11 protein-coding genes are annotated in these 17,633 nt (G+C 37.3%); 10 read left to right on the top strand and 1 reads right to left on the bottom strand.

Going from position 1 to position 17,633, the window contains the following annotated elements:
* Positions 1-7 precede the first annotated feature (7 nt).
* From ACY2A0_RS16775 to ACY2A0_RS16785, 3 genes are all read left to right on the top strand, one after another.
* Entirely contained in the window at positions 8-889 is an 882-nt protein-coding gene (locus tag ACY2A0_RS16775; protein WP_461790530.1) for a polyphosphate kinase 2 family protein, read from the top strand.
* A gap of 246 nt (positions 890-1,135) precedes the next feature.
* Positions 1,136-1,861, top strand: coding sequence for an RluA family pseudouridine synthase (locus ACY2A0_RS16780; protein ID WP_461790531.1), 726 nt, complete (start codon positions 1,136-1,138; stop codon positions 1,859-1,861).
* A 23-nt stretch (positions 1,862-1,884) separates the two neighbouring features.
* On the top strand, positions 1,885-3,669 hold the full coding sequence (locus ACY2A0_RS16785; RefSeq protein ID WP_461790532.1) for a chloride channel protein: 1,785 nt from the start codon (positions 1,885-1,887) through the stop codon (positions 3,667-3,669).
* On the opposite strand, the gene ACY2A0_RS16790 is transcribed toward ACY2A0_RS16785, so the two are convergent.
* Entirely contained in the window at positions 3,666-5,585 is a 1,920-nt protein-coding gene (locus ACY2A0_RS16790) for a tetratricopeptide repeat-containing sensor histidine kinase (RefSeq protein WP_461790533.1), read from the bottom strand. The two genes, ACY2A0_RS16785 and ACY2A0_RS16790, sit on opposite strands and share 4 nt — an antisense overlap.
* 423 nt (positions 5,586-6,008) lie before the next feature.
* Here ACY2A0_RS16790 and ACY2A0_RS16795 point away from each other — a divergent pair, with 423 nt between their 5' ends.
* The 7 genes from ACY2A0_RS16795 (at position 6,009) to ACY2A0_RS16825 (ending at position 17,493) form a co-directional block, all read left to right on the top strand.
* Positions 6,009-6,473: a pyrophosphohydrolase domain-containing protein gene (locus ACY2A0_RS16795; protein ID WP_461790534.1), complete on the top strand. Its 465-nt coding sequence runs from the start codon at positions 6,009-6,011 to the stop codon at positions 6,471-6,473.
* Positions 6,474-6,491: 18 nt separating this feature from the next.
* Entirely contained in the window at positions 6,492-6,953 is a 462-nt protein-coding gene (locus ACY2A0_RS16800) for a MaoC family dehydratase (RefSeq protein WP_461790535.1), read from the top strand.
* Between the two features lie 188 nt (positions 6,954-7,141).
* Entirely contained in the window at positions 7,142-8,986 is a 1,845-nt protein-coding gene (locus ACY2A0_RS16805; RefSeq protein ID WP_461791710.1) for a 7TM diverse intracellular signaling domain-containing protein, read from the top strand.
* 286 nt (positions 8,987-9,272) lie between these two features.
* Entirely contained in the window at positions 9,273-12,446 is a 3,174-nt protein-coding gene (locus ACY2A0_RS16810) for a SusC/RagA family TonB-linked outer membrane protein (protein ID WP_461790537.1), read from the top strand.
* 11 nt (positions 12,447-12,457) lie between these two features.
* Positions 12,458-14,095: a RagB/SusD family nutrient uptake outer membrane protein gene (locus ACY2A0_RS16815; protein ID WP_461790538.1), complete on the top strand. Its 1,638-nt coding sequence runs from the start codon at positions 12,458-12,460 to the stop codon at positions 14,093-14,095.
* A gap of 20 nt (positions 14,096-14,115) precedes the next feature.
* The gene (locus ACY2A0_RS16820) at positions 14,116-14,634 is read left to right on the top strand and encodes a hypothetical protein (protein ID WP_461790539.1); all 519 of its coding nucleotides are present in this window, start codon (positions 14,116-14,118) and stop codon (positions 14,632-14,634) included.
* Positions 14,635-14,841: 207 nt separating this feature from the next.
* Positions 14,842-17,493: a glycoside hydrolase family 2 TIM barrel-domain containing protein gene (locus ACY2A0_RS16825; RefSeq protein ID WP_461790540.1), complete on the top strand. Its 2,652-nt coding sequence runs from the start codon at positions 14,842-14,844 to the stop codon at positions 17,491-17,493.
* Positions 17,494-17,633 lie beyond the last annotated feature (140 nt).

Here is a 17,633-nt window from a genome sequence, read left to right on the forward strand (position 1 = left end):
ATCTTAAATGAAAACAAATACTATTAAATACCGCGTTAAAACTGGTGAAAAAATTAAGCTCAAAAATTTCGATACCGCTTATAAAGGACATTTGGAAAAACAGACTGGTAAGGTGGAACTTGCCATAGTAAAAGAGAACTTAGATCAATTTCAGGAAGTTTTTTATGCAGCAAATTCTAATGCTTTGTTGATTATTTTTCAAGCGATGGATGCTGCTGGAAAGGATAGCACCATTGAGCATGTAATGTCGGGGCTGAATCCGCAGGGGTGCCAAGTTTTTAGTTTTAAAACACCAACTACCGAAGAGTATGACCACGACTTTTTATGGCGACATTACAAAGCTTTACCCGAAAGAGGTAGAATAGGAATACATAATCGTTCGCATTACGAAAGTGTATTGGTGTGCAAAGTGCATCCAGAATATGTGTTAAACGAACGTTTGCCGAATTACGATCAGATAGATAAAATTGACAAGCAGTTTTGGAAGCGTAGATATGAAAGTATCCGCAATTTTGAGCAACATTTGTCCGAAAATGGTATTACAATATTGAAGTTTTTTTTGCATGTTTCTAAAGATGAGCAAAAGAAGAGATTTTTAAAAAGGATAGAAAACCCGGCTAAGAATTGGAAATTTTCGTCTAACGATGTTAATGAGCGAGCTTTTTGGGACAAGTACATGAACGCTTATGAAGATGCGATTAATGAAACTTCAACCGATTATGCGCCTTGGTATGTGATTCCTGCTGATAAAAAGTGGTACGCTAGATTGGCTGTGAGCCAGGTGATTGCAGAGACACTAGAGCAGATGAACTTGAAGTTTCCAGTGTTGAGCGATGATGAAAAGGGCAAGCTAAAAGCTACTAAACAAGCACTGCTGGAAGAGAATTAGCATTATTGTAGGTATCGCTAATTTGAAAGCGATAAGAAACAGCGCTTCGTTAAATAGCCCTGATAGTAGCCGGTACCGCCCCGAGCGTTGGAATTGGCGGTTGGACTAGGGGAGTAAAGGCGGATAGCAGGACTGCATTTTGCGAAGTGAAGCAAATATTGCGCTACAAAGACTTATCAATTGGCAATTATACAGTCGATTTTGTAAATGTATTTGTATTTTTGCAGCTTTAAATTCTTACCGCAGTTGAAATATCCTAATTTTAAAGACCTCATACTTTTTGAAAACGACGATTATATTGTAGTTAACAAACCGCCATTTGTGGCTTCGTTGGATGAACGTGGTGCAGCGGGCGCTGGAGAAATTAATATTTTGCGCTTAGCGAGGCAATATACTGATGATGCGCAAATTTGTCACAGGTTGGATAAGGAAACGTCCGGAGCTATCGTAATTGCTAAAAATCCAGAAGCGTACAGGAACCTGTCCATTCAATTTGAAAAAAGAAAAGTGAGTAAGATTTACCATGCAATTGTTGATGGGCAGTTTCAGTTTGACGATTTATTTGTGGACTTGCCAATTTTGAATGATGGCAATAAAAACGTGACTATTGATAGGCAGGAAGGTAAAAGAGCAGAAACTTATTTCAATTCTATTAGCTACTTTAAGCATTATACTTTAGTGGAATGCAAGCCGGTTACTGGCAGAATGCACCAAATTAGGATACACTTGGCTACACAACGTGCCGCTATTTGTGGCGATACCATGTATAGGGGAAAACCGGTGTTTCTATCGAAAATTAAGCGTGGTTATCGTTTAACTGACGAAGAAGAACAGCCTATAATGAAACGTTTTGCACTGCACGCCAAACAAATTACGTTTAAAGGGGTTGATGGAAATGAGATCTTAGTTGAAGCGCCTTATCCCAAAGATTTCGCAACGCTGCTTAAGTTGTTGGAGAAATTCGATAAGTAATCTTTAAAAATTCTTTAAGCCTTATGTATATCAAGTTCGTAAATTTTGTTGACCAGATTAATCAGTACAGGCAAAGCAAAATTTCGAACAAGAATTTCCTGATCATTGCGGCGATTATTGTTGGTGTGTTAGCCGGTTTGGCAGCCTCGTTATTAAAAGGTATCACCCACAAAATTGAACATTTTTTACAAACCGATTTACAGTGGCAATACAAGTATTATCTGTATTTGCTTTTTCCTGCTATTGGTATTTTACTCTCTGTAATTTATGTACGTCGTTTCATTAAAAAAGGCAAATTCGAAACAGGTTTAACGCCTTTACTTTATACTATCTCCAAAAAATCCAGTAAAGTAGAGCCTCATAACAGTTATTCGCAAATTATTACTGCCGCCATTACAGTGGGTTTCGGCGGTTCAACCGGCTTAGAAGCACCAATTGCAACAAGCGGTGCGTCAATTGGATCAACCTTAGGGCGGTTTTTGGGGTTAAATTACAGAGAGACCACCTTGTTGTTGGCCTGCGGAGCGGCATCGGGTATTGCTGGAGCGTTTAATAGTCCAATAGCGGGCATCGTATTTGCCATTGAAATTCTTTTGCCAGAGTTCACTATTCCAGCTTTTATTCCATTATTGTTATCAACCGCTACAGCTGCTGTGGTGGCCCGTTTGTTTTACAATGAGCAGCTTTTCTTTTTAGTAACGGAAGGCTGGCAAATTAAGGCTTTAGGTTTTTATATCATACTTGCAATATTGGTAGGATTGTACTCTATTTACTTTGGGAAGGTAAATAATGGCATCAAAGGAGCATTCTATAAAATCAAAAATCCTTATCATAAAATTGCTGTTGGGGGTTTGTTGCTGGGGTTATTGATTTTCCTATTTCCTACGTTGTACGGCGAGGGCTACATTACAATTAACAATTTGCTTAAAGGCGATTACAATTCGGTAATTAACAATAGTATTTTTTCGGAATTTAGTCATATTCCGTTGGTGGTTATTGGTTTTACCATTGCTACAGTTATGCTTAAATCGGTAGCAACATTGATCACACTTTCGGCCGGGGGCAATGGAGGTACATTTGCGCCGAGTTTGATTATTGGTGGATTGTTAGGCTTTATTGTGGCTTATTGCATCAATGTATCTGGCTTAGCTCAGGTAAATACTTCCAATTTTATTGTAGCTGGAATGGCTGCCGCTTTAGGGTCGCTGATGCATGCGCCGCTAACGGGAATATTCCTAATTGCCGAAATTACCGGTGGATATGTGCTGATGGTACCCTTGATGATCACTACGGCAATTGCCTATTTGATCAACAGAAGTGTGAGTAAGTATTCGATATACACCAAAGCTTTGGCTGAGAGGGGGGAACTTTCGCATCATTCGGATAAAGATACTACCGTGCTTAACATGATGAAGCTAAAGCACTTGGTAGAACGAAACTACTTAGTTTTAAGTGAAGATGAATTATTGCAGGATAGCTTATCGGCTGTGCTAAAATCCAAACGTAATGTGATACCCGTTGTGGCTAGTGATGGTAAATTAAAAGGCATCATTTACATCGAAATGGTGCTTGAACATTTGTTACAACGGCAACGAGAAGAGCTACAGCTGAAAGATTTGATTCAGCAGGTAAGCCCAATAGTGGTGAGTGCTGATTTGAAATCGGTTTTGCAGCAAATGGAACGGGAAAATGTTTGGCTACTGCCCGTGGTTGATGCCTACGGTTCCTACGTTGGCATGGTGTCTAAAACTGCGATATTCAATAAGTATCGTGATTTATTAAACCAACAAGCTGACTATTTAAGCTAAATAGGCAATTCTACGTAAAAAATTGTTCCGCCGCCGGGATTATCTTTAAGCCATATTTTGCCATTATGGCTTTCGATAATTTGCTTTGAAATTGACAGGCCAATGCCAAATGGCTGCTCACCAGCAGTGCCTGGTCTTTTAGCTTCGGTAAACATTTCAAATATTTTTTCACGGTCTTTTTCATCAACACCGATGCCTTGGTCGGCTACGGATACCCTTATAGCGCTGCCAAGTTTCTCTAATACCACTTTAATTTGTGTTCCTTCGGGACTAAACTTAATTGAGTTCACAATGAGGTTATTGAATACTCTCCATATTTTTTCCCTGCTTGCCATAATTTCTGCATTACCGTGACTTACGAAAGACAGTCGTTGATCTTTATCGTTGGCCTTGTAATGTAGCAGCTCGGTACATTGCCTAAGAAGTTGTCTGATATCGATTTTTTCTTTAGTTATTACTTCATTTTCAATTGCAAGTCCAGATTTAAGTAGTTGGTCAATCATCTCAACCATGTTTTCTCCTGAGGTGACAATTAATTCTAGCATTTCTCTTTCTTCATCGTTGAAATGATCCTCTGTCAATAATAGATGCGCAATAACTACCATACCACTAAGTGGGTTTTTTAGGTCATGCGCCATCACTTTCATCATTTTAGCATAATCCTTGTTTTTGTCTTCGAGTTTTGCGATTACTTTTTCCAGTTCTTTACTATGCTTGTCAGCCTCAAGCTTTGCTTTTTTTGCCTGTTTGGCACTTTTTTGAGCTAGTAATATGATAGGTATAAGCATCACAATAAAAATACTCGCAAAAATCAAATACATGCTTTTATGCTCATTGGACTGCTCAAGAAATTCCATATCTTGTTTTACCTGTATAATCTGGTATTTGGAATCTAAATCTATTCTCGCCATTTCATCCTCTTCATTATTTATACTATCAATCAACTTAACATAGCGGTTGAGATGTTTATTTGAATTCAGATAATCCTTTTTGGCCAGAAAAAAATTGCTTTTGGCCATTTCCAGCCTTGGCTTCACAAAATAGTTGTTAACAGGGTATTCAATGATCAACTTTTCTGTATTTTTTAATGCCTTTTCAGCTTTATCGTATAGCTTTAGTTTAGTATAAACGATAGCCAATTTTTCATGCACAGTAACTTTGCTTCGTTCATGTTTATAGGCATTAATTTGTAATGCATTTTCTAATAACTTGCGTGCAGTAGTTAATTGTCCCTTTTTGGTAAGTATACCTCCAAGATTATCTAAATACATTATTTGCGATTGGCTTATCTGCGAAATTTTTGCTAAACCTAATTTTTTTTCTTCTTCCAATAAAGCCAAACCTTTTCTATAAATAGCTTCGGCATCATCAAGTCTATTTACCTTTTCGTAGGCATATCCCACGTTATTTAATGAGCCTTGTTTGAGGTAAAAAATATTAAGCACCTTATAATCTTTTACTGCGCTATAAATCTCAAAAGCCATTTTGTAATACCTTGCAGCCTCATTATAATGGCGTTGATAAAAATAAATATTAGCAATATTTTGAATGTATTCACCATATTCGGCTTTGCTGCGTATTTCGTTCTTATGATCTATTGCTTCTACAATGGATTTTATTTTGAGATAGTAATCCAAGGCTTCATCGTAACGTTTTATGTTTTTGAATACGTACCCTTTAATTAGTAAGATTTTGATGTAGGCGTTTGGATATTTTTTTTGTGTCTCAATGTGCTTGAAAAAATTTAAAGCAGAATCAGCATAAAGATTTCGGCCTCTATCATCGTCTATAGTTAACCCTCTGTAATAATAGTAGTAGGTAAGATTTCTGATGTCTCCCTTTTTGAGCGTAGGTTTAATCGTATCTAAAATTTTATTTATTTCTTTCCATTTTCCTAGAAAATTTAGGCTATCCAAAGACTGAAACTTTGGATTTAATGGTTCACTTTCTTCTCCATCTTTTTGGGATTTACAACAAAAAAATGTTAAAATAAACGTGATAGTAAGTAGAAATAAAGTTTTTTGACGAGTAAATTTTAGGAGTTTAACGACTTGAGGTTTGAGATGGTGTTTCAATGGTATAGTTTGGTTTAGTTATGGATATAAAATTACGAATCTTTTGTTTAATAAAATTCTAGATTTATTAATTTATTTCGGTTAAAAAATTGAAATTTAGATACTTGTACATCAGTTGATTAATCTGTTTTGTTGTGGGTAAGATAAAAAATAAACCACTTCAACGCTTATTGGTTAGTAGTAGATTTTAGCAGATGTTTGGTGTTGATAATAAAATTTGTAAATCAGCATAATTTGTTAAAACTTCGCATCATATTACAAATTATGGAAGATTTAAATGCACTAAGTCAAGTAGCGGAATTTCATCAAACTTTTAAGCATCCCATAGTAGCTGATGCAGCTATTCCATCTAAACTAAGAAGTAAATTAAGGATAGATTTAATTGCAGAAGAGTTGAAGGAATTGCAAGAGGCTGTAGATAATGATGACTTGGTAGAGGTAGCGGACGCACTTTGCGATCTGCAGTATGTTTTAGCTGGAGCTGTGTTGGAATTTGGATTAGGCGGTAAGTTTAAGGCGCTATTTGACGAGGTACACCGTTCGAATATGAGCAAAGCTTGTAAAACCGTTGCGGAGGCAGAAGAAACTATTGCCTTTTATAAACAAAAAGATAATGTTGACGCTTATTATAAAGAAATTGAAGGTCTGTTTTTAGTTTATCGCAAGGGTGATGATAAAACCCTTAAATCAATTAATTACTCGCCTGCAGATATAAAGAGCTTATTGTAACATTATAACCAAATATATATGATTAAGATTAGTAGTCATGATGAGTTTGCCGCTTACTTGGGTAAGGAACTAGGCATATCGCCATGGTATAAAATTGGGCAAGACCAAATCAATAAATTTGCTGATGCCACCTTGGATCATCAATGGATTCATACCAACCCTGAAAAAGCCGCAGTTGATAGTCCGTTTAAAAAAACAATTGCCCACGGTTACCTTACTTTATCATTGGTGCCTTACTTGTGGCAACAAATTGCTCAGATCAGTAATCTGAAGATGGAAATTAATTATGGCATCGACGGACTTAAGTTTGGACAAGCAGTTACGGTAGATAGCCAAATACGTTTAAAGGCTACCCTAAAAACAATATTGAACTTAAGGGGCGTTACCAAAGCTTGTATTGCAATGGTACTTGAAATTGATGGTGAAGCAAAACCCGCATTTACTGGCGACGTACTGTTTCTCTATCATTTCCAGAATTAAAAGAAACTTTCAAATACGAAGATATAGCTGATAGATTTCTATCGGCTATTTTTTTTATATTTAACCTTGCCAAATAAACGCAGGCTTGTGCTTGCTTCACCAATTGAAATTTACTCATGCAGTTCCGATATATAGCTAGCTTAGTTTGCGTACTATGTTTTTTTTCAGCACATAGCCAAACTACAGTTGTGCTCAATAAAAATAGTTATGAGCATATTTTTAAGTCGAAAGAAGTAGTTGCTTTAGAGGACAGCACTGGCAAGTTGAGTTTTGATGTCATTTCCAGTAAGGCATACCAAAACAAATTTATTCCAAACATCGATTACTATCCGAAGAATTATAATAGAAATGCCACCTACTGGTACAGGATTAAGGTAAAGTTTGAAGATGATGTAGATAAATCAAGCATTATTGAGTTTTTTGATCAGGTTACCGATTACATTGACGCTTATTTTCCTGATACCAATGGCAATTATGTACATGCCAAATCAGGAGCTGATCTACCATTTAAGGAGCGTTTGTTTCAGCATAAAAACTTCGAGTTTTTAATTAAGAATACTCAAAAGGGAGAGTACTATTACTATTTTAAGGTCAAATCTAAAGACAAAGTTAACGTCATCATCGTATTTAGAACCGTAGAACGATTTATCCAGTATGGATTAACGGAGTACCTTACTTATGGTCTTTTTTATGGGATGATCTTCATCTTTAGTTTTCACAACTTACTAATGTATTTGGCAGTTCGGCGCCGACAGTATCTTTACTACATCCTTTATATTTTGAGCGTTGGACTTTACGAGGTATCTATCGATGGTATAGCCTACCAATATTTGTGGCCGCAACATCCTGTATGGAATGAATATGCCTATGGTATAGCTTTGTTTTGTATCAGTTCGTTTGCGATGATTTTCACGAAAGAACTACTACATGTAAAACAAAAGGCACCAACTTTTTTCAAGTTGATTAACCTCATTTTGATATTGAGGCTATTGTATTTTTTAGTATGCTTATTTTACAATCCTGATTGGTTTAAATATAAGTTTATAGAGTTTATTCCACTTTCTGTTGGGTTTATTACAGGTATTCACATTTTATGGAAGAAGAAATACAGACCCGCTCGTTTTTTTGTGGTGGGCTATTCATTTCTGTTTTTAGGATTCATTATAAAGATTATACACATTTTAGGGTATGCCCGGCATATTCCGGGTGCTTTAGGTTATTATAGTTTAAGTTTTGGTTTTCTTTTGGAGATGATCTTCCTCTCATTTGCCATCGGCGATCAGGTGCGCATTTTAAAAAGGAAAAAGGAAAATGCCCAAAAACAAATTATCAAACAAATGCAGCTAAATGCCGAAATGAAGGACAATTTAAATCGGCAGTTAGAAGCGAAGGTGGAACAGCGCACCAGAGAAGTTAAGCAGCAAGCGGTGGCTTTAATGGAGCAGAACGTAACCATTGAGCAGCAAAACGATGAACTGTTACACAAAAATGAGCTTTTACAACAACAAGCGGAAGAAATATCTAGAATGAACCTGTTGTTGGAAAAGGATAATATCAACCTCAAAACCAATATTGAGAAAGTTACCAACGACCGCGTGAACGCCACAGAGTTGGATTTTGATGAGTTCAGTCAGAAATATCCGGATAAGGAATCTTGTTATAAATTCCTAGCAGAGATGAAGTGGGAGTTAGGTTATTCGTGCCTAAAATGCGGAAATACCAACTATTGTAATGGTAAAGCACCTTATAACAGACGTTGCACCAAATGCGCCTACGAGGAATCAGTGTTACACGCTACCATTTTCGAAAATAACCGTATTCCAATTAATAAGGCCTTTTATTTGGTGTACTTAATGTACAATTCAAAAGGAGCTATTTCTTCCCATAAACTATCCGAAAAACTAGGAATTCGACAAAGTACATGTTGGGCCTACGCAGTTAAGGTTAAAAAAGTGATGGACGAAAGGAAAAAAAGCCTTAAAGGTTCCGGAAAATCAGGTTGGAGTAAGTTGGTGCTTGAGAAAAATGTGTAAATAAGCCTTAAAACTCCACTTTTCGCAAACGTTTTCGTAAATTTTTTAATCAAAATTTTAATGTGTTTAAAGCGTATTGAATATAAATTTCAATGCGGTTATATATTGCATAAAATCAGTTAGTTATCCATTTTTACTTTTGTGATTAAAGCGTATTAAAATTTAAATAATTACTTAATTATCAGTTATTTACGTGTTTTTATTTCTTGCAAATAACGAGATAACTCCTCTATATTTACAATGTCAAACAAATTGACATATAACCAATAAAAGCCAAATTAACTGTATGAGTAAAATTCTATCAAAAAGGATTTTGCAGAAGATAATGTTTACACTGTTCTGGTGTATCATTCTGCAATTAGATGTTTTAGCCTTTACTAACGGCAAAGAATTATCAACAAATTCAAGCAAGGTATTTGCATCCAGAGCGGATGTTTCAGGGGTAGTTAAAGATGATAAAGGGATTCCACTACCAGGTGTGGGTGTAAGAGTTAAGGGCACTCAACAAGCAACTAGCACAGATGCGGACGGACGATTTGTTTTAAAAAATGTACCTGCAAATGCAGTCATCGTATTTACAAGTATTGGTTTTAAAGAAAGAGAGATCAATCTTGATGGTAAAACCGTTTTAAATGTAAGTCTAGAAGAAGATGCGAAGGGGCTGAATGAGGTAGTGGTTGTAGGTTATGGAACGCAAAAGAAAGTAAATTTAACTGGTGCCGTAACCGCCATTAGTGGAGATGATTTACGAAATCGGCCAGTGCCTAATGCCACAGCTGCACTACAAGGGCAAGTACCGGGCGTTGTGATTACTAGAGGCAGTGGGCAGCCAGGTAAAGAGGGCTACAATTTAAGGATCAGAGGTACAAATTCAATCAATGGAACTGGAGCATTAGTTTTGGTTGATGGTATACAGATGGATCTGAACTTGATCAATCCGGATGATATCGAAAGCATTTCATTTTTAAAAGATGCTGCAGCTGCTGCTATTTATGGTGCTAGAGCCGCAGGTGGAGTGGTTTTGGTAACTACAAAATCTAGTACGAGCGGCAAAACGAAAATTAATGTCAATTCCTTTTATAGCTTTAACATTACGGCACGCCAACCAGAGCGCCTAAACTCTTGGGATGAACAGACTTTGATAGATGAAGCCCGTTTTAATGCTACTGGTGCAAGGGAATTTACACCTGAGCAAATTGAATGGTTAAAAAATCCAAATTTTAACTACCGACCTAATTTAACTTCCAATCGTTGGGAATATTTTGATAACACAGATTGGATTAAAGCAGGGATGAGCACAGTGAATCATTCTCAAAACCATTCTATTTCAGTGGGCGGTGGCACCAAAGAGTTGAATTACCTATTGTCTACAGGTTTTCAAAATAGCGATGGTGTATTACGATATGGACCTGATGATAACTCTAGGTATAATATTAAGTTGAATCTAAATAGTTCCATCAATAAATACATTGACGCTAGCTTTATTGTTGGCTATATAGGTCAAATTACCAACTCAAATTCATTTTCAACCGGGCAGATTGTGAATGCACTTTACCGTGTAAGGACACGCCAATCGTTATATACGCCTGCGGAAGATACTACCGGTCAACCGTATAATGGCGATTTGCAGATTAATCCCGTAGATATTGAAAAAAATGCAGGCTTCACCAGAGAGATGTACGAGAGCTTCACTGGTAAGGTAGATTTAAAGTTTAGGAATTTTATCAAAGGCTTACAAATTAATACCATAGCTTGGCGCAATCAGGATGCTTACAACTACGAGCAAGATAGAAGGAGCTTATACTGGTATGGTAGGAGCAATGCTGAAGCACCACGTTTTACGGCAAATGTTCCTAATGGAATTACCATTACTAAAAACAGAGGTTACTACGATAACTTGCAAACCACGGTTGATTATGATCTTCAAATAGCAAAAAATCATAATTTTAAAGTGATGGGCGGTGCTTCTTATGAGCAATACCGTAAAGACGAGGCAACTGCGGGCGCAACAGCTCTGTATAGTAACGACACTTTTAGCTTAAACTTTGCTGATCCTTTAAATAAAACTGCGAGTGACAATGTTGAAACATATGCATTTGCTTCGCTTTTTGGAAGATTTAATTACAATTATTTAGAGAAATATTTAGTAGAAGCAACGTTTCGTTACGATGGTAGCTCAAGGTTAGATCCAACAGTTAGGTGGACTTTCTTTCCATCGGTATCCGCTGGATGGAGAGTGAGTGAGGAAAACTTCATCAAAAATAATATCAAAGCCATTTCAAATTTGAAAATCAGAGCTTCATGGGGACGCATGGGTAATGCAGTAGGAGGCGGTAATGGAAACTATGATTATATACCAGTTCTTCTTAGTGGCAACGCCTTGGTGTTGAACGGAGCTAGAGCTAACTACTTCTATCAATCGCAAGTGCCATCTATTGGTAAAACTTGGGAAACTGTACAATCTGCCAATTTAGGTTTAGATTTCGGATTCTTTAAGGAAAAGCTTAGTGGTGCTTTTGAAGTTTACGAAAATCGTAACATCAATATGTTTATTAACGTTAACCGTCCTTCAATTATCGGCGTTGGCGTACCACAAGTAAATGGTGGCACCTTAAAAAGCTGGGGTTGGGAAACTAACTTAAGGTGGAGAGATAAGGTTGGAGCGTTTGGTTACAATGTAGGCTTAAACTTTTCAGACAATCAAAATAAGCTAATTAGTTTTAATGGTGTCAAAATTATCCCAGGTAATGGTGGCGTACAACAGGGTATTGAGGGCTATCCTTTAAATTCTGTGTGGGGCTATAGAACGGGAGGTATTTTCCAAACAGATGCAGAAGCGGCAAGTTATGCGTCAAAAGTAAATATTCCGTTTTTTCCAACTCCAAAAGCAGGAGATATCAAATATCTTGATGTGAATGGCGATGGTGTAATTAACTCGGGCAAAGGTACCCCTGAAGATCCTGGTGATTTGGTTTACCTTGGAAATACGAGTGCAAGATATTCTTATGGCTTCGATTTGGGTATGAATTGGAAAGGGTTTGATTTCTCTGTTGCTTTTCAAGGTACTCTAAAAAGATCATTCCTGATTGCTACGGAAACGCTTTCGCCATTGAATGGAACAGCTAATATGCCTTGGTCAATCCACATGGACAGGTGGACGCCAGATAATCCAGATGCTTTTTTTCCAAGAATGTATCAAACCAGCGATCATAACTATAGACCATCTGACAGATGGGTGCAAAATGGAAGTTACATCCGATTAAAAAACCTGCAGTTAGGTTACAAAATTCCGTTAAACAGAAAATATGTTCAAAATGTACGGGTGTATTTTTCGGGACAAGATTTATGGGAAAGCACAAAGGTGTTGAGTGTATTTGATCCAGAAGTTCCCAACGGAGTAAACTCGCAGGCTTATCCGTTTTACAGAGCTTATGCATTTGGTTTAAATGTTACTTTTTAATTCAGCCAATCATGAACAGAAATAAAATATTCACAATACTACTAGCAGTTGCGGTATTAGCAAGCTGCGCTAAATTAGATAGAGTTCCGGAAACCAACTTTGCTGATACGGGTTACTGGAATACTGAAACAGATTTGCAAAATGCGGCAAATAGGTTATATCAGCAAATGCCTGGCCACGCTATTGATAATAGAGCTGATGACAACACAGGACAAAATATCGATGCTGTAAGTACAGGAAACAGAGGTGTGCCGGCAACTTCAGGAGATTGGAGCAACCCTTATCAAATGATTTTCACTGCCAATAATATCCTAGAAAAAGGAGGTAGCGCAAAAGTTACGGATGCCATAAAAAATCGTTATTTCGCAGAAGCGAGGTTTTTTAGAGCATTTGCCTATGCTATGCTGATAGAAAAGTACGGAGATGTTCCGTTGGTGCTTAAAACTCTGGGTATAAACGATCCAGATTTAAAAATGCCACGTACTGCAAGAGCTACCGTAGCAAAAGCGATTTACGATGACCTTGATTTCGCAGCGGCTTGGCTGCCTACTAGGGCGGCGTTACCTGCGGCACAGTATGGTCGTATCACAAAAAGTAGTGCATGGGCGCTAAAAGCTAGAGTAGGCTTAATGGAAGGAACAACCGCAAAATTCAACAATGTAGCTGGATGGCAAGATCATTTGAATATTGCAGTAGCTGCTGCAACATCAGTAATGGGACAAGGCCATACTTTATTTAATAGTTATTTAGGTGAATTTACCCATAATGGAGATGGTATGAATAATACCGAAAACATCTTGATGAAGCAATATGCGTTGACGATTTTAACGCACAATACTTCTCGGGATTTAGAAAACGGTAGGATTGCGCCAACCAGAAACTTAATTCGTCAGTATTTGTACACTGACGGTTTGCCAGCTTGGAATTCAGATCAAACACCAACAGCTACCAGATCTCCTTTATTTGTTCAAGAAGCAAATGAAACAAGTTATAACACGATTTTAGATAACAGAGATCCTCGGATAAATACTTTGTTGTATCGTTCAGGGGAACAATCGTACCAACGTCCTTGGGTTCCGCAAACAGCTTTAGGGTCTAGAACGGCTTATGCAGGAAAAAAAGGATTTGATGCTGCGGATTGGGCAACTAATAATAATGCTACAGTGCAAAAAAACTTAATCCGTTATGCCGAAGTGTTGTTGATTTACGCCGAAGCTAAATATGAACTAAACGAAAGTATTTCCGACGCTGATTTGAATTTAACAGTGAATGCACTGCGTACAAGAGCAGGTTTTGCACCAAGGCTTACTAACGCTTTTGTAACTGCCAATAACCTAAGCATGAGAGAAGAGATTAGAAGAGAGAGAACTGTGGAGCTAGCTTTAGAAGGTTTTAGATATGGTGATTTGATACGTTGGAAAACTGCGGAAACCGTAATGGCAAAACCAATTTTAGGTGGCAAATATGTTGCGGCTGAATGGGTTGGTACCAATGCATCATCCTTGGTGCTTAATGCCGATGGCGTGCTGGTTGTAGAGGATGCAACTAAACGTAAATGGAACCCGCTTCGAGATTATTTGTATCCAGTACCATTAAATGAAATTGCATTGAGCGATAATAATGTAACTCAAAATAAAGGCTGGCAGTAATAACTTTAATTGAAAATAAAATGAAAAAATATAAAATTTTGATATTGTCTCTTGCTTGTTTAACAACGTTTTTTGCATGCGAAAAGGATGATCCAGATGGACCAGTTGGCGCTGAAGGTTACGAAAATTTTTATTACGCAGGGTTTTTACCTTGGAACAACACAGCAACAGCAACAGTAAATAGGACACAAACTGATTTGGTTAAGTTTCCAGTACAGTTTCATTCAGCATTTGTACGTGATTATGATGCAGTTGCAAATTTCACATTGGTAACTACTGGTATCACCAATCCGGCCATTGTAGGTCAAGATTTTGCAGTTGTAGATAAAAGTGGTAACGTGTTACAGGCATCAAATGGCGTGTATAGCATCAATTTTCCACAAGCAAAGGCAAAAATAGATACGATATATCTTAAAATGTTAAATAGCACTGTTCCAGGCACGAGGAGAATAGAAATTAATTTAGTGCAAAACGAAAATAGCCAGTATAAGGTTGGCACTTTTTCGCAAGCATTCAAACGTTTTCTTGAGGTTAGATAGCACATTTATCCCGTTTCATTAGCAAGATTTTGAGACGGGTTGTTTAAATTAACGTCTGCAAAAAACACATCACGATTGTTTGGTTAAACAGAGCAATTAATTGATTTCATACCTCGGTTAGTTGTTTTATGGGGCATCCGTAAGGATGCTCCTTTTTAAACATACATCATCCTTAAAACAATTTTTTAATACGATAAAGCCAAATTCTTGAAAACAAATCTCTTCGTCTTTCTTTTCTTCGTTAGTTTTACTCCATTATTTTCTCAGCAAAAAGTTGAGAAAGAACCACGTATCTTAATATCAGTCAATAAAGAATGGCAGTTCGCAAAAGATCCAATTGCAAAAGGCAGTGCACAATTGAAATATGCTACGGTAAATATTCCTCACACCTGGAATGCTTTCGATGTACTTGACGATGTACCTGGTTACTATCGTGGCGTTGGTTATTATAAAAAGAAATTAACACTGGCGGCCAGCTGGAAAAACAAACAAATTTATTTGGACTTTGGCGCAGCTAATCAAGAAACAACGGTATTAATAAATGGAAAGGTAGCGGGAGGCCATAAAGGCGGATATACAGGTTTTTTAGTGCCATTAAACAATTTAAAGTTCGATGGTAACGATGAATTGATAGTAAAGGTGGATAACAGCCACGATGAAAATATTCCGCCGCTAACTGGCGATTTCACGTTTTTTGGAGGAATTTACCGGAATGTGAATCTGATAGCAGTAAACAAAACTCATTTTGTAGATGAGCAATATGGTAGCAATGGCGTTTACATAGCTACAACTAATGTGAATGATGCCGAAGCTACAGTAAATGTCAAAGGACGAATCAAAAACTTGGCATATAAAAAATTACTGACAGTCACTTCCGATATCTTGGATGCAAGAGGAAAGCATATTGCTCATAGCAAATGGACTAATAATGCAAATACAAGTCAACAAATTGATTTTGAGCTTCCTCCAATCACTGTAAAAAGGCCAAATTTGTGGTCGCCAGAAAATCCTTATCTGTATCAAGTAATTACAAAAGTAACGGATGCGCAAACAGGAGAGCTCTTAGATGAAGTAAAGACCAATATTGGCTTCCGTTACTTCAATTTTGATGCTGAAAAAGGTTTTTTTCTAAACGGAAAATCTGTGAAGTTAATTGGAGCAAGTAGACATCAGGATTTTGCAAAAATGGGTAACGCTGTGCCAGCTGAACTTCAGGTTAAAGATGTAGAATTGCTGAAGCAAATGGGAGGGAACTTTCTACGTGTTGCACACTATCCGCAAGATCAAGCGGTGCTAAATGCCTGCGATAAATTGGGAATATTGACTTCTGTAGAAATCCCAGTTGTAAATGAAATTACGGAAAATCAAGCTTTTTACGACAACTGTAAACACATGCAGTTGGAAATGATCAAGCAAAATTTTAATCATCCAAGTGTGATCATTTGGGCGTATATGAACGAGGTACTTTTAAAAATGCACTTTGGCAAAGAGCCTGAAAGGAAAAAAATCTACCTGAAAAATATCGAAAACTTAGCGCAGCAACTGGAGGATTTAACTAGAGAGGCTGATCCTACTCGTTACACCATGATTGCTAACCATGGTGATGTTGCCGGTTACACCAATGCAGGTTTAACCAAAATACCGATGATCGTTGGTTGGAATTTGTATCAAGGTTGGTATGGCGGTAAAATTGAAGATTTTGGCCTAGGTTTAGATAAAATACATGCGGCGATGCCAAATAAGCCGATGATTGTTACGGAATATGGTGCTGACGTAGACCCTAGAATACATGCCGATAATCCCATCCGTTTTGATAAAAGTTTAGCTTATGGCATCAAGTATCATCAAGGTTACATTAAAGATATTTTAAAAAGACCTTTCGTTGCTGGTGCCGCTGCTTGGAATTTATCCGATTTTAATTCGGAAACTCGAGCAGAAACGATGCCTAGCATCAATAACAAAGGACTTTTGACCTTAGACAGAAAGCCAAAGAACACTTACTTTCTTTATGTGGCTAATTTCAGTAAAAATCCCTACTTAAAAATTGGTGATGGCTCATGGAAAATTAGAAGTGCGACAACCAGTATACAAAATATAGCTGTATTCAGTAACCTAGATAGTGTCACATTAGTGGTAAACGGAAAAAGGTTGTCTAAAAATCCCGTTGTTGATCACATAGCTAATTGGCAAGTGGAATTAAATACCGGAAAAAATAAGATTGAAGCTATCGCCAATCAAAACGGTCGAATTTTTAATGATCAGTCGGAAATCAATTTCATCTTGCAGCCACAAAGTTTCTATAAAGGATTAAGTTCGCTCAACCTCCTAATGGGTTCTCAACGTCAGTTTATTGATGATAAAAATCTGGTTTGGCTACCGAACGAGATTTATGAAAAAGCCGGATGGGGCAGTATTGGCGGCGAAGTATTTAAAATAAAAAACAGTGGAAGGCAACAATACGGATCAGATAAAGACATTAGAGGCACTCAGAATGATCCCATTTATCAGACACAATTAGTTGGCATAAACGCGTATCAAATCAGTGCGCCTAAAGGTAAGTACGAAGTAACCTTGCATTTTGCAGAACTGATGGGCAATGGCATACAAACCGTATTGCCTTACAATTTAGATAGCTTAGTTGCTGAAGGAAAAGAAGTACCGCCGCAACGCATTTTCGATGTTTACTTAAATGATAAGCCCATTATTAAAGGTTTAAATTTAGCTGCGAAATATGGTGTGGCTCGCAGTGTAAAAATGAAATTTGAGTGTATTGTTAGTGATGATAAAGGTTTAAGACTGACTTTCAAAGCTATTGCGGGTCAGCCTGTGCTGAATGCCTTGCAAGTGAGAAAACTCTGATGAAGAATATTTCCGCATTAGATAAGGAAATGTCAATTGTAAAGTTTTTAACTACTTAGTTAATAGAAGATTGAGATGAGGAAGAATGTTAGTTGAGATAGCTTGCGCAAACGTTTCCGTGATTATTTAAAATGCAACTG

Source organism: Pedobacter sp. (genome assembly GCF_965249885.1).
Lineage (GTDB): Bacteria > Bacteroidota > Bacteroidia > Sphingobacteriales > Sphingobacteriaceae > Pedobacter.